Here is a 23,634-nt window from a genome sequence, read left to right as displayed (position 1 = left end):
CGGTCCCTCCTGTCGTGCGGCCTTAATATCGCTGGCATGAGTCAACCCCTTCAATCCGGCGCCTCCGAGGCGCTGATCTGGCGCACCGACGCGACCGTCATGGCCCTGGTCGGGCTCGCGCACGCGATGTCGCATTTCTCCCACCTGCTGCTGCCGGGCCTGTTTCCCTTCCTGCAGCGCGACTTCGGCCTGTCGTTTTCCGAGCTCGGCGGGCTGATGACGCTGTTCTTCGCCGTCTCGGGGCTGGGCCAGGCCCTGTCGGGCTTTGTCGTCGACCGGGTCGGCGCGCGCCCGGTGCTGTTTGGCTCGATCGTGCTGTTCATGGGCGCAGCCCTGTCGGCGGCGCTGGCCCAGGGCTATGCCGGCCTGCTGCTGTCGGCGCTGCTCGCCGGCCTGGGCAATGCCCCCTTCCACCCGGTCGATTTCTCGATCCTGAACCAGCGCGTGTCGGCGCCGCGCCTCGGCCACGCCTACAGCATGCACGGCTTGTCGGGCAACCTGGGCTGGGCGCTGAGCTCGGCCCTGCTGGTCGGTGTGGCGGCCTCGAGCAACTGGCGCCTGGCCTGCCTGGCCGCCTTGCTGCTGTACGCGGTGGTGCTGGCGCTGCTGGTCTGGCAACGCCAGCACCTGGCGACGGTGGCGGCCGCCCCGAGGCCGGCTGCTCCGGTGGGCCGGGGCGCCCGCAGGGCTGACGGCAGGCCGGCCGTCGAGGGCGAGTTCGATTTCCTGCGCCTGCCCGTGGTCTGGTGGTGCTTTGCCTTCTTCCTGCTGACCACCATGACGCTGGCCGTGGTGCACACCTTCTCGGTCTCGATCCTGCGCGCGCTGCATGGCGTGAGCCTGCAGGCGGCCTCGACCACGCTGACGGCCTACATGCTGTGCGGTGCCGCCGGCATGCTGGCCGGCGGCTTCATCGCCGCGCGCGCCAGGCGCAGCGAGCAGGTCGTGGCGGTTTGCATGAGCGGCGGTGCCTTGCTGCTGCTGTTGTGTGCCAGCGGCTGGCTCGGCGCGACCGGCACCATGGTGGCCCTGGCCGCGACCGGAGCGGCGGTCGGCATCGGCGGCCCGAGCCGCGACATGATGATCAAGCGCGCAACTCCGCCTGGCGCGACCGGCCGCATCTACGGCACCGTCTATTCGGGCCTGGATGCCGGCCTGGCGCTGTCGCCGCTGCTGTTCGGTACCCTGATGGACCATGGTCATTACGAGGCCACGCTGGCGGCTGCCGGCCTGGTGCTCCTTCTCGCGGTATTCGTGGCGCTCGGGGTGGGGCGGCGCACGCTGGCGCGGGCCTGAGCCAGGCGGCCCCGCGCGCCGCGGCAGCAGCAGCGGATAGCGACAGGCATGAAAAAACCGACCCTGGGGTCGGTTTCTTGCTTGAATCGCGAGCTGCTCAGGACAGGTGCTCGTTGATCAGCTTGGTCATCTCGAACATCGAGACCTGATCCTTCTTGAAGATCGGCTTGAGCTTGGCGTCGGCATTGATGTTGCGACGGTTGGCGCTGTCTTGCAGGTCGTGCTTCTTGATGTATTCCCAGACCTTCTTGGTGACTTCGGTGCGCGGCAGGGCAGCAGCACCCACGATGGCTGCGAGCGCGGCGCTGGGCGTCATGGCCTTCATGAACGCGGCGTTCGGGGTGCGCTTGGCGGCGGGCGCAGCAACAGCTGTCTGGGTGGGGGCTTTCTTTGCAGTTGCCATAGAGCAAATCCTTGTGGAGGTTGATTCTGTTTCCGCGGGCAGCAGGGCTGCGAGCGAGTGGTGGAATGCTAAACGCAAAGCAGGGCTTTTCCTAGCCGACCCGGGGCAAATCCGGGATTTTTTGCCCTGGCAATGGCGCTTCGAGCGGCGGCTGCACCAGGGTGGCAGGCCTGCAAGACCGATTGGCCAATGGCAGGCCAAGCCGCACGTCATCGGTGCGGTCCAGGTCTGGGGCAGAGGGAGGGGCAGGCAGGCCGCTGGGCTGGGCGCACAGGCCGAAAATGAGGGTGTCTGCTGCCAAGCCGGACCGTCATCCTGAACGGAGGGGTTCAGGGGGGCGAGGGCAACGCAGCTTCGGGTTCATCTGACGCGAGACGCTCGCACCAGCTGCGCAATGTACCAAGCCCGGGCTCAGAGAGCATTGGTTCAAGGAAATATAAAGCCCGACCATGGCAGCAGACAGCCCCATTGTAAGGGCAAAACCGGCCTTGGTGTGCCGGTCTTCAGCGCGTCGCCGGCTCCGGGCTGTCGTTGCTCGCCAGGGCCTGGTCGAGCCGCTCGAGCAGGCTGCCGAGGCGTTGCTGGTGGCTGGCCTCGGCCTGGCCCTGGCCGAGCTCGTGGGCGATGTTGAGGCAGGCCAGCACGGCGATGCGGTCGCGCGACTTGATGCGGCCGGCGTCGCGGATCGCGCACATGGTGGCATCGACCTTGTCGACGGCGTCTTGCAGGGCGGCCGCTCCCCCCTCGGGGCAGGACAGGGTGTAGCTCTGTCCCATGATCTGGACCTCGAGCTTCTGACTGGCGTTGCGCTGGCTCATTCTTCGTCTCCCACGGGAAGCGGCAGTTGTTCAAGCAGGGCATCCAGTCGCCCGGTGGCGAGCTGCAGGCGCTGGCGCAGCGCGTCGCGCTCCTGCCCGAGCTGCTCGAGCTCGCGTTCGAGCTCGCGATTGCGCAACTGCAGTTCGGCATGGCGCAGCAGCAGCCGCTCGACGCGGTCTGCGATCTGGTCTATCTGGGTCTGAGAGGACATGCTTCGATTTTAGGTCCGGACTGTGCAAGCTGGGTAGAATGTTGCATGTTGGTGCTCGCTGCACAGTTCATGCGCGGCAGTTCAACGGGAAGCTGGGGGGAGTCGGCCGCATGGCAGATTCTTAACCAGCGCTGCCCCCGCAACGGTAAGCGGACGAGCCTTCCGGCTCCGCTTTCATCTCCCAGCCACTGGGCGCTTCGTGCGCCTGGGAAGGCGATGAAGGTTGTCTCCGCCAGCCCGGATACCGGCCAACGAAGTGGTCGCGCCTAGGCGCGGCTGTCACGCTCAGGCACCGTCGGGGAAGGCGGTGAGGGCATCCGTTTCCGTTCCATTCCATGAAGTTCAGCAGTTCCCCTGCACGCCTGGCCGTGCTCAACCTGGCGCTGGCCGCGGCATTTCCCGTCTTTGCGCAATCCCAGCTCGCTCCAGTCGTCGTGACCGCGGCGCGCGTCGCCCAGCCGCTGACCGATGTCGTCGCCGATGTCAGCCTGATCGACCGCGAGCAGATCGAGCGCAGCGGCGCGACCGGCCTGGCCGATCTGCTCGCGCGCCTGCCGGGGGTCGAGTTCTCGCGCAACGGCGGCAGCGCCAGCACGACCAGCGTCTTCCTGCGCGGCGCCGATACCCGCTTCACCGCGGTCTACCTCGACGGCGTGCGCATCGACTCCCAGTCCACCGGCGGCGCGCCCTGGGAGGTGATCCCGCTGGCGCAGATCGACCGCATCGAGGTGCTGCGCGGTCCGGCCGGCGCTATCTATGGCTCGGATGCGATCGCGGGCGTGGTGCAGATCTTCACCCGCAAGGGCGAGGGCCCTTTCACCCCCTATCTCGGCCTGGGCCTGGGCAGCGATCGCACCGCCAAGCTCGACGCCGGCTTCAGTGGCGCACAACAGGGCCTCGACTACTCCTTCGGCCTGACGCGCGAGACCAGCGCGGGCTTCAATGCCAAGGCCGGCAGCAACCCGGACCGCGACGGCTACCTGAACCGCTCGGCCAATGCGCGCCTGGGCCTGCAGCTGTCGCCCGAGCAGCGCGTCGAGGCCAATATGCTCGACAGCTGGTCCGACTCGCGCTACGACGCCAGCAAGACCACCGACGATCACAACCTGCATCACCTGCAGAGCATCGGCCTGAACTGGCAGTCGCAGTGGAGCCAGGCCTATTCGACCCGGGTCGGCTTCAGCGAGGGCAAGGACCGCTACGAGACCCAGCCTTCGCCCTATCTGACCGATACCCAGGTGCGTAGCTACCTGTGGCAGAACGAATACCGCATCGGCGGCCAGTTGCTGACGGCCGCGCTCGAGCGGCGCGAAGACCGGCTCAACAACGGCAGCACCACGCCGGTGCTGACCGACCGTTCGCAGGATGCGCTGGCGCTGGGCTACGGCCTGCGGCACCAGGCGCACACGCTGCAGCTCAATCTGCGCCATGACGAGGACAGCGAGTTCGGCGGCCAGGACACCGGCAGCGCGTCCTATGCCTATGCCTTCGCGCCGAACTGGCGTGCCAGCGTCTCGGCGGGCAATGCCTTCCGCGCGCCGACCCTGTTCCAGCGCTTCAGCATCTATGGCGACCCGAGCCTGCGTCCCGAGACGGCGCGCAACGTCGAGTTCGGCCTGAACTATGCGCTGCAATCGACCCGCTTCGGCGTCGTGCTCTACCGCAACCAGATCGATGACCTGATCAACTATGTCAGCGGACCGGGCAGCTGTGTCAACGGCAGCGGCAAGTACCCGGGCTGCTACGGCAATACCAAGCGGGCCCGGCTCGAGGGCCTGACGCTGTCGGGCGCCCAGTCGGTCGCCGGCTTCAACCTGAGCGCCTCGTTCGACTGGCAGAATCCGCGCGACCTCGACAGCGGCAAGCTGCTCGCGCGTCGCGCGCGCCAGCAGCTCAAGCTGGCGGCCGATACCCGCCTGGAGCGCTGGCAGCTGGGCGCCGAACTGCAGCTGTCGGGCAAGCGCTACGACGACAAGGACAACAAGATTGCCCTGGGCGGCTACGGCCGGCTCAACCTGCATGCCAGCACCGAGCTCGCGCGCGACTTCACGCTGCAGGCCCGCATCGACAACCTGACCGACAAGGACTATCAGCTGGCCAACGGCTACTACACGCCGGGGCGCCAGCTCTATCTCGGCCTGAAATGGTCGCCGCAGTGACGCTGAAAGCCTGTTGTAAATGACTGCCAGCGCCTCGGCCGCCGTCCGCTGTCCCGCCATCCTGGTCGCCGCCCCGGCCTCCGGCCAGGGCAAGACCACCATCACCTCGGCGTTGGCGCGCCTGCACGCGCGCCAGGGACGGCGGGTGCGGGTCTTCAAGTGCGGTCCGGACTTCCTCGACCCGTTCTGGCACCAGCTCGCCAGCGGCCATCCCGTTTACCAGATCGACCTCTGGCTGACCGGCGAGGCCGATGTGCGGGCCCGGCTCCACGCGGCGGCGCAGGAGTCCGACCTGATCATCGTCGAGGGCGTGATGGGGCTGTTCGATGGCCAGCCCAGCGCGGCCGACCTGGCGCAGCACCTGGGCTTGCCGGTGCTGGCGGTGATCGACGCCTCGGCCATGGCCGGCACCTTCGGCGCGCTGGCCTTCGGGCTGCAGCATTACCGGCCCGGCCTGCCCTGGGCCGGCGCGCTGGCCAACCGGGTCGCGAGCGAGGGCCATGCCCGGATGCTGGAGCAGGGCGTGGCGCCCGAGCACTGGCTGGGCGCGCTGCTGCGCAACCCGGCGCTGGTCCTGCCCGAGCGCCACCTGGGTCTGACGGTGGCGACCGAGCTCGAGGATGGGTTACAACGGCTCGATGCCGCGGCCGATGCCCTGGCGGCCACGCCGCTGGGCCGGATGGATGCGGCCGCGCTGCAGCGCTGGACGGTCGATTTCATGCCTCCGCCGGCGCGCGAGTCGGTGCCGCCTTTGCTGGCGGGACAGCGGATCGCGGTCGCGCGCGATGCGGCGTTCTGCTTCATCTACCAGGCCAATCTCGACACCCTGCGTGCGCTCGGCGCCGAGCTGGTCTTTTTCTCGCCGTTGCTTGACAGCGCACTGCCGCCCTGCGACGCGCTCTGGCTGCCGGGCGGCTACCCCGAGCTGCATGCCGAGCGCCTGGGCGCCAACTCAGGTCTGCGCGACAGCCTGCGTGCCCATGTCGCGGCGGACAAGCCGGTCTGGGCCGAATGCGGCGGCATGATGGCCTTGTTCGATGCCATCGTCGACCAGCAGGACATCGAGCACCCGATGTGGGGCCTGCTGCCGGGACGCGTCACGATGCAGCAGCGCCTGGCGGCGCTCGGGCCGCAGCAGCTCGAGCTGCCGGCCGGTACCTTGCGCGGCCACACCTTCCACTATTCGACCGCGGCCTCCGAGGTTGCGGTGGTCGCGCGCACCGCGCGTCCCGCCACCGCGCCCGCGCCCGACAAGGGCGAGTCGGTCTATTGCCTGGGGTCGATCCAGGCCAGCTATTTCCATCCCTGGTTTCCGTCCAGCCCCGAGGCGGCGGCGAGCCTGTTCCTGGCGCAGGGGGCATCGTGCTGAAGCTCGCGCGCAGTGAACTGATCCTGGGTGGGCAGAAGAGCGGCAAGTCGCGCCGGGCCGAGCTGCTGGCGCGCGCCTGGCTGCAGGCTGCGCCCGGGCATCGCGCGACGCTGATCGCGACCGCCCAGCCCTGGGACGAGGAGATGCGCGCGCGCATCGAGCGTCACCAGCTTGATCGCGCCCGGCGGGTGCCGGGACTTGCCACGCTCGAGGAGGCGCTGCGCCTGCCCGAATGCCTGGCCGAGCACAGCCGCCCCGAGCATCTGCTGGTGGTCGATTGCCTGACCCTGTGGCTGACCCATCTGATGATGCCCGCCGAGGGCAGCGGCCTGCCGGCCGAGGCCGTCGAAAGTTCAATTATGAAACTTACGCAATCGATAGCTGCCGCGCCTGGCCCGCTGGTGCTGGTCGGCAACGAGATCGGCCTGGGCGTGATCCCGCTCGGGCGCGAGGTGAGGGCCTTCGTCGACATGCTGGGCCGGCTCAACCAGGCGGTGGCCGCTGTCTGCTCGCGCGCCACGCTGATGGCTGCCGGCCTGCCGCTGACCCTGAAGGACGAAGCATGAAGCGTTGGCTGACCCTGCTGCTGGCGGGTTGTTCCCTGTGGGCCTCGGCATCGGCCTGGTCCCTGACCCTGCCCGACGACCGGGGCCGTCCGGTCACGCTGGCCAGGACGCCGCAGCGCATCGTGAGCCTGCTGCCTTCGCTGACCGAGATGGTCTGCCAGCTCGACCAATGCCAGCGCCTGGTCGGCGTCGACCGCTATTCGAATTGGCCCGAGAGCGTCAAGCAGCTGCCGCGCGTCGGCGGCGGGCTCGACCCGAACATCGAGGCCATCGTCGCCCTGCGGCCCGACCTGGTGCTGGCCGCGACTTCCTCGCGCGCGGCCGAGCGGCTGGTCGCCCTGGGCATTCCGGTGCTGGCGCTCGAGCCCAAGACCCATGCCGACGTGCAGCGCGTGCTCGGCAAGATTGGCCAGGTGCTGGGCGTGACAGACGCGCAGAAGATCTGGCGCCAGATCGATGCCGGCGTCTCGGCCGCCGCGCAATCGTTGCCCGCCAGCGTGCGCCAGGTCCGGGTCTATTTCGAGGTCAACCGCGGCCCCTATGGCGCTGGCGAGTCCAGCTTCATCGGCGAGACCCTGGCGCGCCTGGGGGCGAAGAACATCCTGCCGGCCAGCCTCGGGCCTTTCCCCAAGCTCAACCCCGAGTACATCGTGCGCGCCAATCCGGACCTGATCATGATCGGCGAGCGCAATGCCGAGGGCCTGCTGCAACGCCCGGGCTGGCAGGGCATCCGGGCCGTGCGCGAGGGCCGGGTCTGCATCTTCCCGGTTGCCGAGTCCGATCTGCTGGTGCGACCCGGGCCGCGCATGGCCGAAGGCGCGCGCCTGATGGCGCGCTGCCTGGCCGAGAAGGCGCCCGGCGCTGCCAAGCCTGATCCGTCACCGGCCAAGGTATCGGCCAGGACGGCCGGGGGCAAGGCGTGAGGTTGCGCCAGGCGGCGTTGCTGGGCTGGTGCCTGTTGCTGCTCGGGCTGCTGCTGGCCGCGCTGGGCACCTGCATCGGCAGCGCCGGCTTCGAGAACCTGCTGCGCCCGCTGCTCGACGACCATGCCGATCCGGCCGAGCGCGCGATGGCGCTGCAGATCGTCTGGGAAATCCGGCTGCCGCGCACCCTGGGCGCCTGGGCCGCCGGCAGCCTGCTGGGTCTGGCGGGCGCGCTCGCCCAGGGCCTGTTCCGCAACCCGCTGGCCGACCCCTACCTGCTCGGCAGCGCCTCGGGCGCCTCGCTCGGGGTGGCGATCGCGCTGGCCGCCGTCGGCGGCGGCGCCGGCATGGTCGGCGGCAGCATGATGAACGGGGCCACTTTCAGCATGCTGTCGGGCAGCATCTGGGTCCGGCTGGGCCTGACCGGCGCGGCCTTTGCCGGTGCGGTGCTGGCGGTGCTGCTGACGCTGGCGCTGGCGCGCGGCGTCGGCCACACCTTGCGCCTGCTGCTGGCCGGCGTCATCGTCGGCGTGGTGTTGGGCGCCATGACCTCGCTGGTGCTGCTGTTCTCGCCCGAGTCGCTGCAGGCGATGCAAGCCTTCATGCTCGGCACGACCAGCTTCGTCGGCTGGACCGCCTGGGGCCTGATGTTCGCCTGCTGGTGCCTGTGCATGGCGCTGGCGGCGGCGCTGGCGCGCGTGCTCGACGGCCTGAGCCTGGGCGAGGCCACGGCGCACAGCCTGGGTCTGCCGCTGGCGCCGCTGCGCGCGGCGCTGGTCGCGCTGCTGGCGCTGGCCACCGGTACCGCGGTCGCGCAGACCGGCCTGATCGCCTTCGTCGGCCTGGCGGCGCCGCATCTGGTGCGCGCCATCGTCAAGGTGCCGCATCGGCTGCTGATGTGGCTGGCCAGCCTGATGGGCGGCCTGCTGCTGGCCAGCGCCGACCTGCTGGCGCGCTGGGTCATTGCGCCCCAGGAGCTGCCCGTCGGCGTGGTCACGGCCGCGCTCGGCGGCGGCTATCTGCTGTGGCTGATGCACCGCCGCACCAGCGGACTCAATGCCGGAGGCCTGCTGTGAGCGCGCCGGCCTACCTGATCCGCGGCCTGGGCGCGAGCCTGGGCGGGGCCGAGGTGCTGCACCAGATCGACCTCGAGCTGCGCGCCGGTTGCTGGACCGCCGTCGTCGGTCCCAACGGCGCCGGCAAGTCGACCCTGCTGCGCGCGATCGGCGGCCTGCTGCCCTGCAGCGGCCAGGTCGAGCTGCTCGGGCGCCAGCTGCAGCACTGGCCGCGCCAGCAGCGCGCGCGCGCGCTGTCCTGGCTGGGCCAGAACCAGTCGGCCGCCGACGACCTGACGGTCCACGATGTCGCGATGCTGGGCCGGCTGCCGCACCAGTCCTGGCTGGCGCCGGCCAGCCCGGCCGACCGGGCGGCGGTCGAGCGGGCGCTGCGCCAGACCCAGGCCTGGGACTGGCGCGAGCGCCCGCTCGGCGCGCTCTCGGGCGGCGAACGCCAGCGCGTGCTGCTGGCGCGCGCGCTCGCGGTCGAGGCCCAGGTGTTGCTGATGGACGAGCCGCTGGCCAACCTCGATCCGCCGCATCAGGCCGACTGGCTGCTGCTGGTGCGCGAGCTCGTCGCGGCCGGCCGCAGCGTGGTCAGCGTGCTGCACGAGATCTCGATCGCGTTGCATGCCGACGATCTGGTGGTCATGCAGCAGGGCCGCATCGCCCACCATGGCGCCTGCGCCGATCCGGCGACGCAGCGCGCGCTGGAACAGGTTTTCGAGCACCGGATCGCCATCCACGCCCTGGCCGGGCAGTGGGTGGCGCTACCGGTCACATGAACAGAGGATTTACTATGCAGATCGAGACCCCCCCGACCACCAAGCCCTACGAGAAGGCCGAAGGCGAGCGCCGCGGCCTGGTCATCGTCAACACCGGCGACGGCAAGGGCAAGAGCACCGCGGCCTTCGGCCTGGCACTGCGCGCGCATGGCCGCGGCAAGCCGGTGCGCATCTTCCAGTTCATGAAGGTGCCGTCGGCCCGCTTTGGCGAGCACCGCATGTTCGAGCAGCTCGGCTTGCCCATCGAAGGCCTGGGCGATGGCTTTTCCTGGAAGAGCCAGGACCTTGAGCGCTCGGCCCAGCTCGCGCGCGACGGCTGGGAGAAGGCCAAGGCCGCGATCCTGTCGGGCGAGCTGTTCCTGGTCGTGCTCGACGAGATCACCTATCCGCTGATCTACGGCTGGCTGCCGCTGCAGGACGTGGTCGATACCCTGAACAGCCGGCCCAAGCAGGTCCATGTCTGCCTGACCGGCCGCCGTTGTCCGGAGGAGATCGTCGCGCTGGCCGACACCGTGACCGAGATGAAAATGGTCAAGCATGCCTTCCAGGCCGGCATTCCGGCCCAGCGCGGCATCGAGGACTGATACTCGATGAGCAAGCTCCCGTCGCCCGCTGTTGCTGTTGGCGCTGCTGCTGTCGGGGCCACCGCCGGGGCAGCCGATGCCGCCGTCGCTGATGTGACTGATAGGACTGATGCCGCTGCGGCCTGGTCCCAGCAGGCCTTTGCACCCGAGGCGCGCGCGGCCGTCTACCGCGCCATCCTCGAGCGGCGCGACATGCGTCATTTTTCGGGCGGTTCGGTCGATCCAGAAACCTTGCGCCGACTGCTGACGGCGGCGCACCACGCACCCAGCGTCGGCTTCATGCAGCCCTGGCGCTTCATCCGGGTGCAGGACCGCTCGCTGCGTGAGCAGCTGCACGCGGCGGTCGAGCGCGAGCGCCTCGAGACCGCGCGCGCGCTGGGCCAGCGTGCCGACGAGTTCATGCGGCTCAAGGTCGAGGGCCTGCTCGACGCCGCCGAGCTGCTGGCAGTCTGCCTGGCCGACGGGCGCGAGCGCCATGTCTTCGGCCGCCGCACCCTGCCGCAGATGGACCTGGCCTCGGCCAGCTGCGCGATCCAGAACCTGTGGCTGGCCGCGCGCGCCGAGGGGCTGGGCATGGGCTGGGTCTCGCTGTTCGACCCGGCCGAAGTGGCTGCGCTGCTGGGCCTGCCACCCGGTGCCGAGCCGATCGCCTTGCTCTGCCTCGGTCCGGTGCACGAGTTCTACGAGCAGCCCATGCTGCAGCAGCAAGGCTGGGCCAGGCGCCAGCCCCTGGGCGAGCTGGTGTTCGACCAGCGCTGGGGCCAGGCCAGCGCACTGTTCGATCCTGTCGATCCGCTGGCTTCGTCAACACCGGCTGACCTGGCCGTGTCGCCAGCGGCTGGCTCGAGCGGGCAGGGCCAGCCCGCATGATGCTGGGCCAACTCGATTGGATGATCCTGGCACCGGCCCTGCTGCTGGCGCTGGTGGTCGACCGCTGGCTCGGCGAGCCGCCGGTCCGCTGGCATCCGGTGGTCTGGATCGGCAACTACCTGGGCTGGGCCGGGCAGCGCATCGCGCCGCTGGCAAGCGTCAGCCTGGCAGTTCAAGCCGCCAAGCCGTCTGCCAGCCAGGCTGAGCGCCAGAGCCCTGACCAGGGCGCGGTTCATGCCATCCATCCCCTTGCAACCGCTGATCTGGCCGCCTTCGTTCGCGGCGCGCTGGCCTGGTGTGCGGGTGGTGCAGTCGTATTCACAGTGGCCGCTGCCATGCAATCCCTGCTGTTGCAGCTGCCGCTCTGGGCGGCGGCGATCTGCCTCGGGCTGTTGCTCAAGCCGCTGCTGGCCTGGGCCATGCTCAAGAGCGAGGTGCAGGCGGTCGAGGCGGCGCTGTCGGTCTCGCTGGCGCAGGGCCGCGAGCGCCTGAGCTGGCTCTGCAGCCGCGACACCTCCGCCTTGAGCGAGTCGCAGGTGCGCGAGACCGCGCTCGAGTCGCTGGCCGAGAACCTGAGCGATTCGGTCATCGCGCCGCTGTTCTGGTTTGCCGTCGCGGGGCTGCCGGGTGCGGCGCTCTACCGCTTCGCCAACACGGCTGATGCGATGTGGGGCTACCGCGGCGAGCGCGGCGGGAGGCACTGGGAATGGGCCGGCAAATGGGCGGCGCATGCCGACGACCTGCTGTCCTGGCTGCCGGCGCGCCTGAGCGCGCTGCTGCTGGCGCTGGCTGCGGGTGGCCTGTCGCCGACCAGGCTCAGGCGCGAGGCGGCCCGCACGCCTTCGCCCAATGGCGGCTGGCCGATGGGGGCACTGGCGCTGTCGCTCGGCATCCGGCTCGGCAAGCCGGGGGTCTACACGCTCAATGCGCAGGGGCGGGCGCCCGGGCCGCGGGACACCGGGCAGGCCTGTGCGCTGGCAGGGCGGGCGCTCGGCCTGCTGGTGCTGATTTCTTTGTTCGTGTTACTTACGCAATTCTGGATGCAGTTGTGGACGGGACTGCCGGATGCGTGGCCAGCCAGCGGAGGCGGGCATGGCTGACTCCACCCGGCTGCACGGTGGCCCGGACGCCTTGGGCATGCCGCGCTTCGATTTTTCGACCAACAGCAACGCCTGCGGCCCCTGTCCGACCGCGCTGGCGGCGGTCCAGGCGGCCGACCCGAGCTGCTATCCCGATCCGACCTACCAGGCGCTGCGCGAGGCCCTGGCCGGCTTTCACCAGGTGGATCCCGAGCGATTGCTGCTGGCCGGCAGCGCGAGCGAATTCATCTTCCGCATCAGCGCGCTGGCCGCCCAGTCCGCAGCCGCGCCGTCCCAGGATCGGCTGCGGCAATGCCAGCGGCCAGCCACCGTCCTGCTGCCGCCTTTCCACTATGTCGACTATGCCCAGGCCGCCCGCGCCTGGGGCTTGCAGGCTGTCAGAAACCCCTCCGAGGCGGACCTGCTCTGGGCCTGCGACCCCTCGAGTCCGCTCGGCCAGTCCCATCAGGGCCTGGCGCAGCAGGTCCAGGGCTTGCGCCCCGAACAGATGTTGGTGCTCGATGGCGCCTATCGGCCGCTGCGCCTGTCAGGCCGGCTGGCACTGGACGCCGAGCAACTGGACCGGGTCTGGCAGCTCTGGACGCCGAACAAGGCGCTGGGCCTGACCGGGGTGCGCGCAGCCTATGTGATCGCGCCGCGTGCCGCAGGCGCGCAGGCCTTGGCCCTGCAGGCGCTGGCATCTTCCTGGCCGGTCGGCGCCCATGGCGTGGCCATGCTGCAGGCCTGGACCCAGCCTGCGGTGCAGGATTGGCTGGCCGCCAGCCTCGATACCTTGCGCGCCTGGAAAGGCCGGCAGCTCGAGCTCTGTCATACACTGGGCTGGCAGACCCGGCCCAGCGATGCCAATTACTTCGTCGCCCGTCCCGATGGCTTCGACAATTCAGACCTCGGGGTCGAGCTGGCCCAACTGCGCGCATCCGGCATCAAGCTGCGCGACGCAACCTCATTCGGCCTGCCCGGCTGCGTGCGCCTTGGCGTGCTTGCGCCCGCGGCGCAGGACGCGCTGGCGCAGGCCTGGACCCACATCCGCCATCAGACATGAATCCTCAAGCCAATCCAGGACCCCAGCGGGCCAAATGCGTGATGGTGCTCGGCACCTCGAGCGGCGCCGGCAAGAGCTGGCTCGCCACCGCGCTGTGCCGCCACTATGCGCGCCAGGGCCTCAAGGTGGCGCCGTTCAAGGCGCAGAACATGAGCAACAACGCGCGCGTCGTGGCCTCGCCGGCCGGTGCGGGCGAGATCGGCTCGGCGCAGTATTTCCAGGCCCTGGCCGCGCGCGCCGAGCCCGAGGTGCGCATGAACCCGCTGCTGCTCAAGCCCGAAGCCGACACCCGCAGCCAGGTCGTGCTGCTGGGCCAGGTCGATGCCGAACTGAGCGCCATGCCGTGGCGCGGCCGCTCGGAAAAGGTCTGGCCCCGGATCGAGCAGGCGCTCGACGAGCTGCGCGCCGATCACGACGTGGTCGTGATCGAGGGCGCTGGCTCGCCGGCCGAGATCAACCTGATGGCCAGCGACATCGTCAACCTGCGCGTGGCGCGCGCGGCCGATGCTTCCTGCCTGCTGGTGACCGACATCGACCGCGGCGGCGCCTTCGCCCATCTCTACGGCACCTGGGCGCTGTTGCCCGAGGCCGACCGCGCGCGCATCAAGGGCTTCGTGCTCAACAAGTTCCGCGGCGACGCCTCGCTGCTGGCGCCCGCGCCCGAGCAGCTCGAGCAGCTGACCGGCGTGCCGACCGTGGCCACCTTGCCGATGTGGTGGCAGCATGGCCTGCCCGAGGAGGACGGCGTGTTCGACGACCGCAGCCGCAGTTCCGGTGCGGTCTCGCGCAGCGTTGCCGTCGTGGCCTATCCGCGCCTGAGCAACCTCGACGAGTTCCAGCCGCTGAAGAACATCCCCGGCCTGCGCCTGGTCTGGGCGCGCAGCCCGGCCGATCTGGCTGGTGCCGACTGGATCGTGCTGCCGGGCTCCAAGCACACCAGCTCGGACCTGGCCTGGCTGCGGGCCCAGGGCCTGGACCGCGCGATTGCCGACCACGCGGAGCAGGGCGGTGCGGTGCTGGGCATCTGCGGCGGCCTGCAGATGCTGGGCGAGGCGCTGATCGATACCCATGGCGTCGACGGCAATGCACCCGGTCTCGGCCTGCTGCCGCTGGTGACCCAGTTCGATCCCGACAAGACCGTCCGGCGCACCCAGGCCTGCTTTGGCGAGCTGGCGGGCGCCTGGTCGGCCCTGTCGGGCGTGGCGGTGCAGGGCTACGAGATCCACCACGGCCAGACCGCGCAGCATCCGGCCATGGCCGCCGCAGGCGACCTGGCGCGCGAGGTGTTGCCCGGCCTGGCCTGGCAGAACCCGCGCGGCAACGTGCTGGGCTGCTATCTGCACGGCCTGTTCGAGGACCCGGCCGTGCTGCAGGCGCTGTTTGGTGCCGCGGCGCCGACGCTCGATGCCGTGTTCGACGGCCTGGCGGATTATCTCGAGCGCCATGTCGCTCCTGGCGTGCTCGACGCGCTGATCGCCTGAAGCCGGCGCTTCAGTAGCCGGCCAGAAAAATCGGTCTCTGACCCCAATAGGAAACACCATGACTTTCACCCTGCCACGGATCGACAGCCTGCACGACGAGGCGCTGGCCCAGTCGTTGCAGCACAAGATCGACCACAAGACCAAGCCGCTGGGCTCGCTCGGCGCGATCGAGGCGCTGGCGCTGCGCATCGGACTGATCCTGGGCAGCGAGTCGCCCGCACTCAGCGCGCCGCAGATGGTGGTGTTCGCGGGCGACCACGGCCTGACCCGGCGCGGCGTCTCGGCCTATCCGAGCGACGTGACCTGGCAGATGGTCGAGAACTTCCTGGCCGGTGGCGCCGCCGTCACCGTGCTGGCGCGCCAGCATGGCATCGGCATGACGGTGGTCGATTGCGGCGTCGCGCACGACTTCGCGCCGCGCCCGGGCCTGCAGATCCGCAAGGTGGCCCATGGTACCGCCGACTGCTCGAGCGAGCCAGCCATGACATCCGCCCAATGCGAGCAGGCGCTCAACCATGGCATCGAGCTGGTCAAGGGTCTGCCAGGCAACGCCCTGCTGCTGGGCGAGATGGGCATCGGCAATACCTCGCCGGCCTCGCTGATCCTGGCCCGCCTGGGGCGACTCGACATTGCCGACTGCACCGGCGCCGGCACCGGCCTGGACCAGCCCGGCATCGCGCGCAAGACCGATGTGCTGCGCGAGGTGCTGCTGCGCCACGCGGACGTGACCGAGCCGCTGGAAGTGCTGGCCGCGATGGGCGGCTTCGAGATCGCGACCATGGTCGGTGCCGTGCTGCAGGCTGCCGCCGAGCGGCGCGTGATCCTGGTCGATGGCTTCATCACCTGCGCGGCGGTGCTGGTCGCCTCGCGCCTGGCGCCGGCGGTGCTGCAGCGCTGCGTATTCGCGCACCGCTCCGGCGAGCGCGGCCACAGCCTGATGCTGGCCCAGCTCGACGCCCGGCCGCTGCTCGACCTCGGCCTGCGCCTGGGCGAGGGCTCGGGCGCCGCGCTGGCCTGGCCGCTGCTGGCCTCGGCCTGCGCCCTCCTGCGCGAGATGGCCAGCTTCGAGTCGGCCGGGGTCTCGACCCGGGACGGCGCGGCCTGACGGGGCCAGGGATGATGCAGCGCCTATTGCTGTCCGTGCGCCACTGGCTGCTGGCGCTGCAGTTCTTCACCCGGATTCCGGTCACGGGCCGGCTGGCGGCCTGGGTCGGCTACAGCCCGGCCATGTTGCGCGCGAGCGCCGCCCACATGCCGGCCATCGGCGCGCTGATCGGCGCGTTGGCGGCGGCGCTGTTCGGCCTGCTGCTGTCGGCCTTGCCATTGGTGCCGGCCGCGCCCTGGGTCGCTGCCCTGGCCAGCACGGCCTGGAGCTGCTGGCTGACCGGCGCCTTCCACGAGGACGGCCTGGCCGACCTGGCCGACGGCCTGGGCGGCAGCTACGACCGCGAGCGCGCGCTCGAGATCATGAAGGACTCGCGCATCGGCTCCTTCGGTTCGGTGGCGCTGGTGCTGGCCTTCGGCCTGAAGGCCGCGCTGCTCGCGACGCTGGCCCAGGTCGATGGCGCGCTGGCTGTCGCCGCGCTGTTCGGCGCCCATGTCAGCTCGCGGCTGGCGCCGCTGTTCGTGATCGCGACCCTGCCCCATGTCGGCGACACGCCGCGCTCCAAGTCCAAGCCGCTGGCCGATGCGATCAGCGCTGGCGCCTTGCTCACCGGAACCCTCTGGTGGGGTGGGGCGATGGCGCTGCTGCTCGGCTGGCGCACCGATCCGGTCTGGGGCGCGGCCCTGCTGGCAACCGCGCTGTCAGCGCTCTGGATGCGGCGCCTGCTCAGGCGCCGGCTGCAGGGCTTCACCGGCGATGGCCTGGGTGCCACCCAGCAGGTCGGCGAGATCGCCTTCTACCTCGGCCTGGCGATTGCGGCGGGCACGGGAGTGGCTGCATGAGCGGCATCGGTGACATGAGCCGCACGGACGGCACGCGCCGCCTCTGGCTGGTGCGCCACGCCCGCCCGCTGGTCGAGCCCGGCCTTTGCTACGGCGCCAGCGACCTGCCGGCCGATGCGGCCGATACCGAGCGCGCCGCCCGCGAGCTGGCCGCCGTGCTGCCGCTAGGCGCTGCTCTGGTGATGTCCGGGCTGCAGCGCGCCCAGCAGCTCGCGCTTGCCCTGCACGCGCTGCGTCCCGAGCTCGCGCCGCCGGTCGCTGACCCGCGCCTCAACGAGATGGATTTCGGCCGCTTCGAGCTCGAGCGCTGGGACGCCATAGACCGGGCCGAGTTCGATGCCTGGACCGACGACTTCCATTCGCACCGCTTCGGCGGGCGCGAGAGCGTGGGCGAACTGCTCGCGCGGGTCGGACAGGCGCTGCGCGACCACCTGGCGGCTCATTCGAGCGCCGCCACGCCAGGCCCCGGCAGCCAGGACCTGGTCTGCTTCACCCATGCCGGCGTGATCCGCGCCGCCAGCCTGCTGCATGCCCGCCCCGATGCCCAGCCCCTGCTGGCCACCGACTGGCCGGCCGCTGCGCCCGCCTTTGGCGGCTGGCATTGCCTGGACTGGCCGCTCCTGTCCTGACGGGGGCAGGGTAATTCCCGTCTAGGGTAAACCCGCGCGTCGGATCGATCTGGACGCTTTCGTAAGGAGACCGTCAGACCCGGCTTGAGAATGGGATGCATGTGAATTTCTCACATTAATGCCTGGCCCCATCCACACCATGAGAGGAGACATCCATGAGTGATCCGGTAGTCGACAAGATCCTGAAGAATCCCAAGTATCAGGAACTCCAAAGCAAGCGCAACAGCTTCGGCGTGTTGCTGTCCATCCTGATGCTGATCGTGTACTACGGTTACATCGCGCTGATCGCGTTCAACAAGCCCTTCCTGGCCCAGCCCCTGGGCGCTGGCGTGACCACGATCGGCATTCCGATCGGCATGGCCGTGATCGTGTTCACGATCGTGATCACCGGCATCTACGTGCGTCGCGCCAACGGCGAGTTCGACGAGCTGACCAAGCAAATCCTCAAGGACGCTGCAAAATGAAGAAGAATCTCAGCGCATTCCTCGGCACGCTGCTGGCCCTCGCGGTCGCCGGCGCTGCCCACGCCGCCGGTGGCGATGTCGGCGAGGCCGCCAAGCAGGCGACCAACTGGACCGCCATCGTCATGTTCGGCATCTTCGTGTGTGGCACGCTCTACATCACGAAATGGGCTGCCGCCAAGACCAAGTCGGCGGCTGACTTCTACACCGGCGGTGGCGGCATCACCGGCTTCCAGAACGGCCTGGCGATCGCGGGCGACTACATGTCGGCCGCTTCCTTCCTCGGTATCTCGGCGGCCGTGATGGCCAACGGCTACGACGGCCTGATCTACTCGATCGGCTTCCTGGTCGGCTGGCCCGTCATCACCTTCCTGATGGCCGAGCGCCTGCGCAACCTGGGCAAGTTCACCTTTGCCGACGTGGCCGGCTACCGCTTCAAGCAGACCCCGATCCGCGCCTTCGCGGCCTCGGGCACCCTGGTCGTGGTCGCCTTCTACCTGATCGCCCAGATGGTGGGTGCCGGCCAGCTGATCAAGCTGCTGTTCGGCCTCGAATACTGGATGGCGGTGGTGATCGTTGGCGCGCTGATGATGATCTACGTGCTGTTCGGCGGCATGACTGCGACCACCTGGGTGCAGATCATCAAGGCCGTGCTGCTGCTGTCGGGCGTGACCTTCATGGCCATCATGGTGATGGCGCAGTACGGCTTCTCGCCCGAGGCGCTGTTCGCCAAGGGCGTCGAGGTCAAGACCGCGATCGCTGCCAACGCCGGCAAGACGCCGGAAGAGGCTGCTGCTGCCGGCCTGTCCATCATGGGCCCGGGCGGCTTCATCAAGGACCCGATCTCCGCCATCAGCTTCGGCATGGCGCTGATGTTCGGTACCGCCGGCCTGCCGCACATCCTGATGCGCTTCTTCACCGTGCCGGACGCCAAGGAAGCCCGCAAGTCGGTGTTCTGGGCCACCACCTGGATCGGCTACTTCTACGTGCTGATCTTCATCATCGGCTTCGGCGCCATCACCCTGGTGCTGACCAACCCCGAGATGGCTGACGTCGCCAAGGGCATCATCCTGGGTGGTGCCGGTACCGCCAACATGGCCGCCGTGCTGGTCGCCAAGACCGTCGGTGGCAACGTGTTCTACGGCTTCATCTCTGCCGTGGCCTTCGCGACCATCCTGGCCGTGGTGGCTGGCCTGACCCTGTCGGGTGCCTCTGCCGTCTCGCACGACCTCTACGCCACCGTGTTCAAGAAGGGCAAGGCCGACAGCGCTTCCGAGCTGAAGGTCTCGCGCATCACCACCCTGGCACTCGGCGTGCTGGCCGTGACCCTGGGCATTGCCTTCGAGAAGCAGAACATTGCCTTCATGGTCTCGCTGGCCTTCGCGATCGCCGCCTCGGCCAACTTCCCGGTGCTCTTCATGAGCGTGCTGTGGAAGGACTGCACTACCAAGGGCGCCGTGATCGGCGGCTTCCTGGGCCTGATCTCCTCGGTTGCGCTGACCGTCGTGTCGCCCTCGGTCTGGGAAGCCACGCTGGGCAACCCCAAGGGTTCGGCCTGGTTCCCGTACAGCTCGCCGGCCCTGTTCTCGATGACCATCGGCTTCGTCGGTATCTGGCTGTTCTCGATCCTCGACCGCAGCCAGGACGCCGCCAACGAGCGCGCCGCCTACGCGGTGCAGAAGGTCCGCTCCGAGACCGGCCTGGGTGCCTCGGGCGCATCGGGTCACTGATCCCTACCGGGCGGGGCCACCCGCTCGTGCCTGTCGCAAAACCGGACCCCAGGGGTCCGGTTTTTTCTTGCGCGCGCGCTGCGCGCCGAGTGGCGCTGTCATACTGGCAGGCCCCGTGCACAGCCGGTGCCGCCAGCCTTGCCTGCGGCTGCCGGCGCGACTGAACACATGCCACTCCGTCCCCACCCCGCCACCTACGACAAGCTGTCCCAGCGCCACGGCGCGGCCTATCCCTGGATCGTGCTGGCGGTCATCGGCCTCGGGACGGTGGCCGGCGTGCTGTGCACCTCGAGCTTCAACGTCGCGGTGCCGGCGATGACCCGCCATTTCGGCATCGGCCAGGACCAGGTCCAATGGGCGATGACGGGCTTCATGGCGGCGATGGCGGTCGGCATGCTGCCGACCTCCTGGCTACTCGAGCGGGTGGGCTTGCGCCGCGTCTTCCTGCTCGCGCAGCTCACGCTGATGGCGGCAAGCGTCTTCGGCTTTTTCGCGCCCAGCTTCGCGCTGGTGGTGCTCGCGCGCGTCATCCAGGGACTGGCCGCGGGCGTGCTGCAGCCGATCGCCATGCTGGCGCTGCTGCGCCTGTTCCCGCGCGAGGTCCAGGGCCGCGCCTCGGGGCTGCTGACCTTCAGCATCGCGCTGACGCCGGCCATCTCGCCGGCGCTCGGCGGCCTGCTGCTCGAGCGCTTCGGCTGGGAGGCGATCTTCCTGCTCGGCCTGCCGTTCGGCCTGCTGGCCGGCGGCGCGGCGCTCTACCTGTTGCCGCTGCCGCGCGAGCTCGCCTCGCGGCGCTTCGACTGGATCGGCCTGGGCTGGCTGTCGCTGGCGACCATCGCCCTGGTCGAGGGGGTTGCCAGCCTGCAGCACAGCGGCCTGCTGTCGCCCTGGACGCTGGGCCAGCTCGGCCTGGCGCTGGCGGCCTTGCTGCTGTTCTGCCGCCATGCGCGCAGGCTTGACGCGCCCTTGATCCAGCTCGGGCTGTTTGGCGATCGCACCTTCGCGATGGGCAGCCTGGTCTCCTTCTGCTACGGCTTCGGCCTCTATGCCTCGACCTATCTGGTCCCGGTCTTCCTGCAGAACGTGCTGTCCTACCAGGCCGCTGCAGCCGGCCTGGCGCTGCTGCCGTCGGGCTTCGCGCTGGTACTGACGCTGCCGCTGGCGGGCCGCCTGGCCGACCGCTATCCCCCGAAGCAGGTGACGCTGGCCGGATTGCTCGCCTTTGGTGCCTCCTTCGTCGCGTTCGCGCTCGAGGCGGGTCGCATCAGCTACGCCGAGATCATCGCCGCGACGGTGGTCGGGCGCATCGGGCTCGGGCTGATCCTGCCAGCGCTCAATCTCGCGGCGCTGCGCCATGTCGCGGCACGCCAGCTGGGTCAGGCGGCGGTCGTCACCAGCTACGCCCGCCAGCTCGGCGGCGTGGTCGGGATCGCGGTGGTCGCGGTCTTCGTGCAGTGGCGTGAGTCGGTCTACGGGACGGCCGCTGCCGGGTTGCAGGCCGCCTACTCGCAGGCCTTCCTGCTGCTGGCGGCGGTGTTCCTGCTGGCGGTCCTCGCCGCGGCGCGCATGCAGGTCGAGCGCGCGCCGGCGCCGCTGCGCCAGGATTGAGCCGCGCTGGCGGGCGCTTCAGCCTGTCGCCAGTTCGCGCAGCTTGATGAAGGCCAGCGCCGTCAGCACCGCACGGTCGAGCGGATCGGGCGACTCGCGCTCGGGCAGGCCGAGCGCCTGCAGCATCGAGGCATAGCGCAGGTCGATGTGGACGCCATCCTGCTGGTAGGGCGGCAGCTGGCGCAAGCGCCAGTCGTAGTAGAGCGCCGAGACCTCGACCGCCTCCTGCGGCAAGCCGATGCCGATCAGCGGCTTGACGACAGGCTCGAGCAGCGCGATGTCGAATTCCAGGTAGTAGCCCAGCAGCGGCCGGCTGCCGACGAAATGCAGCAGCGCCTCGGCCGCCTTTGTCGCCGGCAAGCCCTGGGCCAGGTCCTGTTCGCGCAGCCGGTGCCGGCGCAGGGCGTCGGCGGGCACCGGGCCGTCGGGACGCAGCAGCAGCTCGAGCCGGTCACTGCTCACGACACGGTTGCCGCAGACGCGCAGCGCGCACAGCGACAGCACCCGGTCGCTTTGCTGGTCGTAGCCGGTGGTCGCGCAGGCCAGCGAGACCCATTCGTTTTCTGGCGCAGGATCGAACAGGAAGCCGTAGCGGGCATCGCTGAGGTGGCGCAGCCGCCATTCGCGCCGCAGCGCGCCGGCCAGGCGGTAGGGAAACAGCGGGTGCTCCATCACATCGCATCCAGGTGGAAGCGCAGCCGCAGCAGCGCCTTGAAGCGCTTGACCGCGGCCAGCGTGTCTTTGAGCAGGTCGCGCTCGAGCGGGCTGAGTCTGGCCGGATCGATGCGGCCGGTGACCGCGCGCCCGCTGTCCTGCTCGGCCAGGCCGGCCTTGAGCTTGAGTCCCATGAAGAAGCTCAGGCAGTCGTTCAGTTCCGCGCCCATCTTGTGCTCCAGCGTGCCGTCGGCCACCAGTGCCGCGATGCGGGCGGCGGTGCCGGTCTCGGCCAGCCGGCGCGCCAGCGCCAGGCTGCGGATGCCATGCACCAGCGGGAAGATGCCTTCCTTCTTGAGGTCGAGCGCGGCATCGGCCTCGCCGAGCGAGAACAGCTTGTTCCACCAGCCCTGGCTCTCGCCGAAGGCCGTGATCGCCGCGGCGAAGCGGCCCAGCACCAGCTGGTTGTCCGGCGCCAGCGCCAGCACCGCCTCGCGCGCCTGCTGCAGCAATCCGGTGTCGCCGCAGACCGCGTGCGCATCCATGAAGATCGCCAGCTTCATCAGGCTGTCGGGGTCGGGCAGGATCAGCCACTCGCGCAGCTGGCGCGAGAAATCGGCCAGCGGTGCGCGCCAGTCCGGGTTGCTGACCATGATGCGGCCCGGGCATTCGGGGTAGCCAAAGTTTGCCAGCGCCTGCGAGAAGCGCTCGCAGATGGCGCCCAGGTCGGCCGGCGGCAGGTAGCCGTCGCGGAGGATCAGGCCGTTGTCCTGGTCGGTCTTGAGCAGCTGCTCGCCGCGGCCCTCGCTGCCCATCACGAACAGGCAGCTGTTGGCCACCAGCTCGGCCGGTGCGATCATCTGCCAGGCGCGCTCGAACAGCTGCGCATTGAGCTGCTGCACCAGCCGCGCGATCAGCGTCACCCGCATGCCGCTGCGCTGCATCAGCGTGATCATGCGCGTGATTTGCGCGGCGGCCTGGCTCAGGGCGTCCAGGTCCTGTGCCTGCTCGATCTGCACGCTGATCAGGTGCGAATGGTTGGACAGGAAGCTGAACAGGTCGAGCGCCTCGAGCACGCCGATGATGCGCTCGCCGTCGAGCACCACCACCCGGTGCGCGCGGTGGCTCAGCATCAGCGTCATCGCGTCGCCGATCTGGTCCGAGCGCTGCACCGTCAGCAGCGGGTAGTCGGCCAGTTCGCCGACCGGCAGCTGATCCAGCGGCCGCCCGTCCAGGATGGCTTGCGCCAGCCTGGCCACGGTGAAGATGCCGAGCCGCGGCGCAGCGCCACTTGCGTCGCGCACCAGCACATTGTTGCTCTGCTCCTGGTTCAGGATGCGCGCGACCGAGACGATGTCGGTCCCGGCATCGACCTCGCGCGCCGGCCGCAGATAGGCCTCGTCCACCCGCGCCAGCGTGAGCGCCTGCAGCTGGTGCTGGTCCTGGCGCTGCGACAGCGCGCCCAGGCGCTGGCCCAGGTCGGCAAACAGCAGCGCGCCGAAGCTGGCATTGGATGCGATCAGCTCGGTGACCGCCTGCTGCCTGAGCTCGTAGGCGATCACTTCCTCGGTCGCGACGAAGCGGTCGCTGACCTTGCCCGCCAGCAAGGCGCGGCCATCGAAGCAGTCGTCCGGCCCGAAGGTCGCGACCAGCTCCTCGCCGTCCCATTGCGCGACATGGCCCTTGATCAGCACGAACAGATGGGTCGGCGTCATGCCGGGGGCCAGCAGGGTATCGCCCTCGCGGTAGTAGCCCAGGTCCACGCTGTGGCGCACCAGGCGGCGCTCATCGGGCGTCAGGCAGTCGAACGGCGAGGCGGAAAAGTTGAAGGCGTCGGGCATGTGTCTGGTCAGCGCAGCGGGCGGTCTTGCTGTCGACATTCTGCACCCAGGCCAGCGTATCCTGGCTCTGGCCGGCACAGTAACAGCCGCTAACACAAGTC

23 protein-coding genes and 1 riboswitch are annotated in these 23,634 nt (G+C 69.7%); of the genes, 18 read left to right on the top strand and 5 right to left on the bottom strand.

Annotation, left to right across the window (positions count from 1 at the left end; genetic code table 11):
* Positions 1-36: 36 nt before the first annotated feature.
* Positions 37-1,296 (top strand): MFS transporter, encoded by a 1,260-nt coding sequence (locus tag C6P64_RS06870; RefSeq protein WP_245911653.1) that lies wholly within the window; start codon positions 37-39, stop codon positions 1,294-1,296.
* Between the two features lie 97 nt (positions 1,297-1,393).
* On the opposite strand, the gene C6P64_RS06865 is transcribed toward C6P64_RS06870, so the two are convergent.
* From C6P64_RS06865 to C6P64_RS06855, 3 genes are all read right to left on the bottom strand, one after another.
* A complete protein-coding gene (locus tag C6P64_RS06865; RefSeq protein WP_425436739.1) occupies positions 1,394-1,708 on the bottom strand; it encodes an SWIB/MDM2 domain-containing protein in 315 nt (104 codons plus the stop codon).
* Between the two features lie 494 nt (positions 1,709-2,202).
* The gene (locus C6P64_RS06860; protein WP_105747848.1) at positions 2,203-2,517 is read right to left on the bottom strand and encodes a cell division protein ZapA; all 315 of its coding nucleotides are present in this window, start codon (positions 2,515-2,517) and stop codon (positions 2,203-2,205) included.
* Positions 2,514-2,729 (bottom strand): DUF904 domain-containing protein, encoded by a 216-nt coding sequence (locus C6P64_RS06855; protein WP_105747847.1) that lies wholly within the window; start codon positions 2,727-2,729, stop codon positions 2,514-2,516. Before C6P64_RS06855 ends, C6P64_RS06860 begins: the two co-directional genes overlap by 4 nt.
* A gap of 33 nt (positions 2,730-2,762) precedes the next feature.
* Positions 2,763-2,996, top strand: a riboswitch (cobalamin riboswitch).
* Between the two features lie 68 nt (positions 2,997-3,064).
* Here C6P64_RS06855 and C6P64_RS06850 point away from each other — a divergent pair.
* From C6P64_RS06850 to C6P64_RS06770, 17 genes are all read left to right on the top strand, one after another.
* Positions 3,065-4,888 carry a TonB-dependent receptor domain-containing protein gene (locus C6P64_RS06850; RefSeq protein ID WP_105747846.1) on the top strand — a complete coding sequence of 608 codons (1,824 nt, stop codon included), beginning with the start codon at positions 3,065-3,067 and terminating at the stop codon, positions 4,886-4,888.
* A 19-nt stretch (positions 4,889-4,907) separates the two neighbouring features.
* Complete coding sequence (locus C6P64_RS06845; RefSeq protein ID WP_105747845.1) at positions 4,908-6,257, top strand: cobyrinic acid a,c-diamide synthase CobB; 1,350 nt, start codon at positions 4,908-4,910, stop codon at positions 6,255-6,257.
* Positions 6,251-6,823, top strand: coding sequence for a bifunctional adenosylcobinamide kinase/adenosylcobinamide-phosphate guanylyltransferase (locus tag C6P64_RS06840; protein ID WP_425436733.1), 573 nt, complete (start codon positions 6,251-6,253; stop codon positions 6,821-6,823). The genes C6P64_RS06845 and C6P64_RS06840 overlap by 7 nt, the downstream gene beginning before the upstream one ends.
* On the top strand, positions 6,820-7,746 hold the full coding sequence (locus C6P64_RS06835) for an ABC transporter substrate-binding protein (RefSeq protein ID WP_105747844.1): 927 nt from the start codon (positions 6,820-6,822) through the stop codon (positions 7,744-7,746). The genes C6P64_RS06840 and C6P64_RS06835 overlap by 4 nt, the downstream gene beginning before the upstream one ends.
* Positions 7,743-8,822, top strand: coding sequence for a FecCD family ABC transporter permease (locus C6P64_RS06830; protein WP_105747843.1), 1,080 nt, complete (start codon positions 7,743-7,745; stop codon positions 8,820-8,822). The genes C6P64_RS06835 and C6P64_RS06830 overlap by 4 nt, the downstream gene beginning before the upstream one ends.
* Positions 8,819-9,586 (top strand): ABC transporter ATP-binding protein, encoded by a 768-nt coding sequence (locus tag C6P64_RS06825; protein WP_105747842.1) that lies wholly within the window; start codon positions 8,819-8,821, stop codon positions 9,584-9,586. Before C6P64_RS06830 ends, C6P64_RS06825 begins: the two co-directional genes overlap by 4 nt.
* A gap of 14 nt (positions 9,587-9,600) precedes the next feature.
* Positions 9,601-10,170 (top strand): cob(I)yrinic acid a,c-diamide adenosyltransferase, encoded by a 570-nt coding sequence (gene cobO, locus C6P64_RS06820; RefSeq protein ID WP_105747841.1) that lies wholly within the window; start codon positions 9,601-9,603, stop codon positions 10,168-10,170.
* A gap of 192 nt (positions 10,171-10,362) precedes the next feature.
* On the top strand, positions 10,363-11,040 hold the full coding sequence (gene bluB, locus C6P64_RS06815; protein ID WP_245911661.1) for a 5,6-dimethylbenzimidazole synthase: 678 nt from the start codon (positions 10,363-10,365) through the stop codon (positions 11,038-11,040).
* Positions 11,037-12,140, top strand: a complete 1,104-nt coding sequence (locus C6P64_RS06810) for a CobD/CbiB family cobalamin biosynthesis protein (RefSeq protein ID WP_105747839.1) — start codon at positions 11,037-11,039, stop codon at positions 12,138-12,140. The genes bluB and C6P64_RS06810 overlap by 4 nt, the downstream gene beginning before the upstream one ends.
* On the top strand, positions 12,133-13,182 hold the full coding sequence (locus C6P64_RS06805; RefSeq protein WP_105747921.1) for an aminotransferase class I/II-fold pyridoxal phosphate-dependent enzyme: 1,050 nt from the start codon (positions 12,133-12,135) through the stop codon (positions 13,180-13,182). Before C6P64_RS06810 ends, C6P64_RS06805 begins: the two co-directional genes overlap by 8 nt.
* Positions 13,179-14,663: a cobyric acid synthase gene (locus C6P64_RS06800; protein ID WP_105747838.1), complete on the top strand. Its 1,485-nt coding sequence runs from the start codon at positions 13,179-13,181 to the stop codon at positions 14,661-14,663. The genes C6P64_RS06805 and C6P64_RS06800 overlap by 4 nt, the downstream gene beginning before the upstream one ends.
* Positions 14,664-14,721: 58 nt before the next feature.
* Positions 14,722-15,768 carry a nicotinate-nucleotide--dimethylbenzimidazole phosphoribosyltransferase gene (gene cobT, locus C6P64_RS06795; RefSeq protein ID WP_105747837.1) on the top strand — a complete coding sequence of 349 codons (1,047 nt, stop codon included), beginning with the start codon at positions 14,722-14,724 and terminating at the stop codon, positions 15,766-15,768.
* A gap of 26 nt (positions 15,769-15,794) precedes the next feature.
* A complete protein-coding gene (locus C6P64_RS06790) occupies positions 15,795-16,610 on the top strand; it encodes an adenosylcobinamide-GDP ribazoletransferase (RefSeq protein WP_105747836.1) in 816 nt (271 codons plus the stop codon).
* Positions 16,607-17,239 (top strand): histidine phosphatase family protein, encoded by a 633-nt coding sequence (locus C6P64_RS06785; RefSeq protein ID WP_245911652.1) that lies wholly within the window; start codon positions 16,607-16,609, stop codon positions 17,237-17,239. The genes C6P64_RS06790 and C6P64_RS06785 overlap by 4 nt, the downstream gene beginning before the upstream one ends.
* Positions 17,240-17,394: 155 nt before the next feature.
* On the top strand, positions 17,395-17,703 hold the full coding sequence (locus tag C6P64_RS06780; protein WP_105747835.1) for a DUF485 domain-containing protein: 309 nt from the start codon (positions 17,395-17,397) through the stop codon (positions 17,701-17,703).
* Positions 17,700-19,430 carry a cation acetate symporter gene (locus C6P64_RS06775; RefSeq protein ID WP_105747834.1) on the top strand — a complete coding sequence of 577 codons (1,731 nt, stop codon included), beginning with the start codon at positions 17,700-17,702 and terminating at the stop codon, positions 19,428-19,430. Before C6P64_RS06780 ends, C6P64_RS06775 begins: the two co-directional genes overlap by 4 nt.
* A gap of 168 nt (positions 19,431-19,598) precedes the next feature.
* Positions 19,599-21,038, top strand: coding sequence for a DHA2 family efflux MFS transporter permease subunit (locus C6P64_RS06770; RefSeq protein ID WP_105747833.1), 1,440 nt, complete (start codon positions 19,599-19,601; stop codon positions 21,036-21,038).
* Between the two features lie 18 nt (positions 21,039-21,056).
* On the opposite strand, the gene C6P64_RS06765 is transcribed toward C6P64_RS06770, so the two are convergent.
* Together C6P64_RS06765 and C6P64_RS06760 are read right to left on the bottom strand one after the other, a co-directional pair.
* The gene (locus C6P64_RS06765) at positions 21,057-21,710 is read right to left on the bottom strand and encodes a 3'-5' exonuclease (RefSeq protein ID WP_105747832.1); all 654 of its coding nucleotides are present in this window, start codon (positions 21,708-21,710) and stop codon (positions 21,057-21,059) included.
* Positions 21,710-23,533: a DUF294 nucleotidyltransferase-like domain-containing protein gene (locus tag C6P64_RS06760; RefSeq protein WP_105747831.1), complete on the bottom strand. Its 1,824-nt coding sequence runs from the start codon at positions 23,531-23,533 to the stop codon at positions 21,710-21,712. The genes C6P64_RS06765 and C6P64_RS06760 overlap by 1 nt, the downstream gene beginning before the upstream one ends.
* Positions 23,534-23,634 lie beyond the last annotated feature (101 nt).

Source organism: Malikia granosa (genome assembly GCF_002980595.1).
Classification (GTDB): domain Bacteria; phylum Pseudomonadota; class Gammaproteobacteria; order Burkholderiales; family Burkholderiaceae_C; genus Malikia; species Malikia granosa.
Note: the sequence above shows the minus strand (reverse complement) of the source record. Positions and strands in the feature narration are given on the sequence as shown.

Excerpts from the sequence above, each read along its gene's own strand:
- C6P64_RS06870 (WP_245911653.1), top strand. The coding sequence starts at position 37 with ATGAGTCAACCCCTTCAATCCGGCGCCTCCGAGGCGCTGATCTGGCGC.
- C6P64_RS06860 (WP_105747848.1), bottom strand. The coding sequence starts at position 2,517 with ATGAGCCAGCGCAACGCCAGTCAGAAGCTCGAGGTCCAGATCATGGGA.
- C6P64_RS06855 (WP_105747847.1), bottom strand. The coding sequence starts at position 2,729 with ATGTCCTCTCAGACCCAGATAGACCAGATCGCAGACCGCGTCGAGCGG.
- C6P64_RS06850 (WP_105747846.1), top strand. The coding sequence starts at position 3,065 with ATGAAGTTCAGCAGTTCCCCTGCACGCCTGGCCGTGCTCAACCTGGCG.
- C6P64_RS06845 (WP_105747845.1), top strand. The coding sequence starts at position 4,908 with ATGACTGCCAGCGCCTCGGCCGCCGTCCGCTGTCCCGCCATCCTGGTC.
- C6P64_RS06835 (WP_105747844.1), top strand. The coding sequence starts at position 6,820 with ATGAAGCGTTGGCTGACCCTGCTGCTGGCGGGTTGTTCCCTGTGGGCC.
- cobO (WP_105747841.1), top strand. The coding sequence starts at position 9,601 with ATGCAGATCGAGACCCCCCCGACCACCAAGCCCTACGAGAAGGCCGAA.
- bluB (WP_245911661.1), top strand. The coding sequence starts at position 10,363 with ATGCGTCATTTTTCGGGCGGTTCGGTCGATCCAGAAACCTTGCGCCGA.
- C6P64_RS06810 (WP_105747839.1), top strand. The coding sequence starts at position 11,037 with ATGATGCTGGGCCAACTCGATTGGATGATCCTGGCACCGGCCCTGCTG.
- C6P64_RS06805 (WP_105747921.1), top strand. The coding sequence starts at position 12,133 with ATGGCTGACTCCACCCGGCTGCACGGTGGCCCGGACGCCTTGGGCATG.
- C6P64_RS06800 (WP_105747838.1), top strand. The coding sequence starts at position 13,179 with ATGAATCCTCAAGCCAATCCAGGACCCCAGCGGGCCAAATGCGTGATG.
- cobT (WP_105747837.1), top strand. The coding sequence starts at position 14,722 with ATGACTTTCACCCTGCCACGGATCGACAGCCTGCACGACGAGGCGCTG.
- C6P64_RS06785 (WP_245911652.1), top strand. The coding sequence starts at position 16,607 with ATGAGCGGCATCGGTGACATGAGCCGCACGGACGGCACGCGCCGCCTC.
- C6P64_RS06780 (WP_105747835.1), top strand. The coding sequence starts at position 17,395 with ATGAGTGATCCGGTAGTCGACAAGATCCTGAAGAATCCCAAGTATCAG.
- C6P64_RS06775 (WP_105747834.1), top strand. The coding sequence starts at position 17,700 with ATGAAGAAGAATCTCAGCGCATTCCTCGGCACGCTGCTGGCCCTCGCG.
- C6P64_RS06770 (WP_105747833.1), top strand. The coding sequence starts at position 19,599 with ATGCCACTCCGTCCCCACCCCGCCACCTACGACAAGCTGTCCCAGCGC.
- C6P64_RS06765 (WP_105747832.1), bottom strand. The coding sequence starts at position 21,710 with ATGGAGCACCCGCTGTTTCCCTACCGCCTGGCCGGCGCGCTGCGGCGC.
- C6P64_RS06760 (WP_105747831.1), bottom strand. The coding sequence starts at position 23,533 with ATGCCCGACGCCTTCAACTTTTCCGCCTCGCCGTTCGACTGCCTGACG.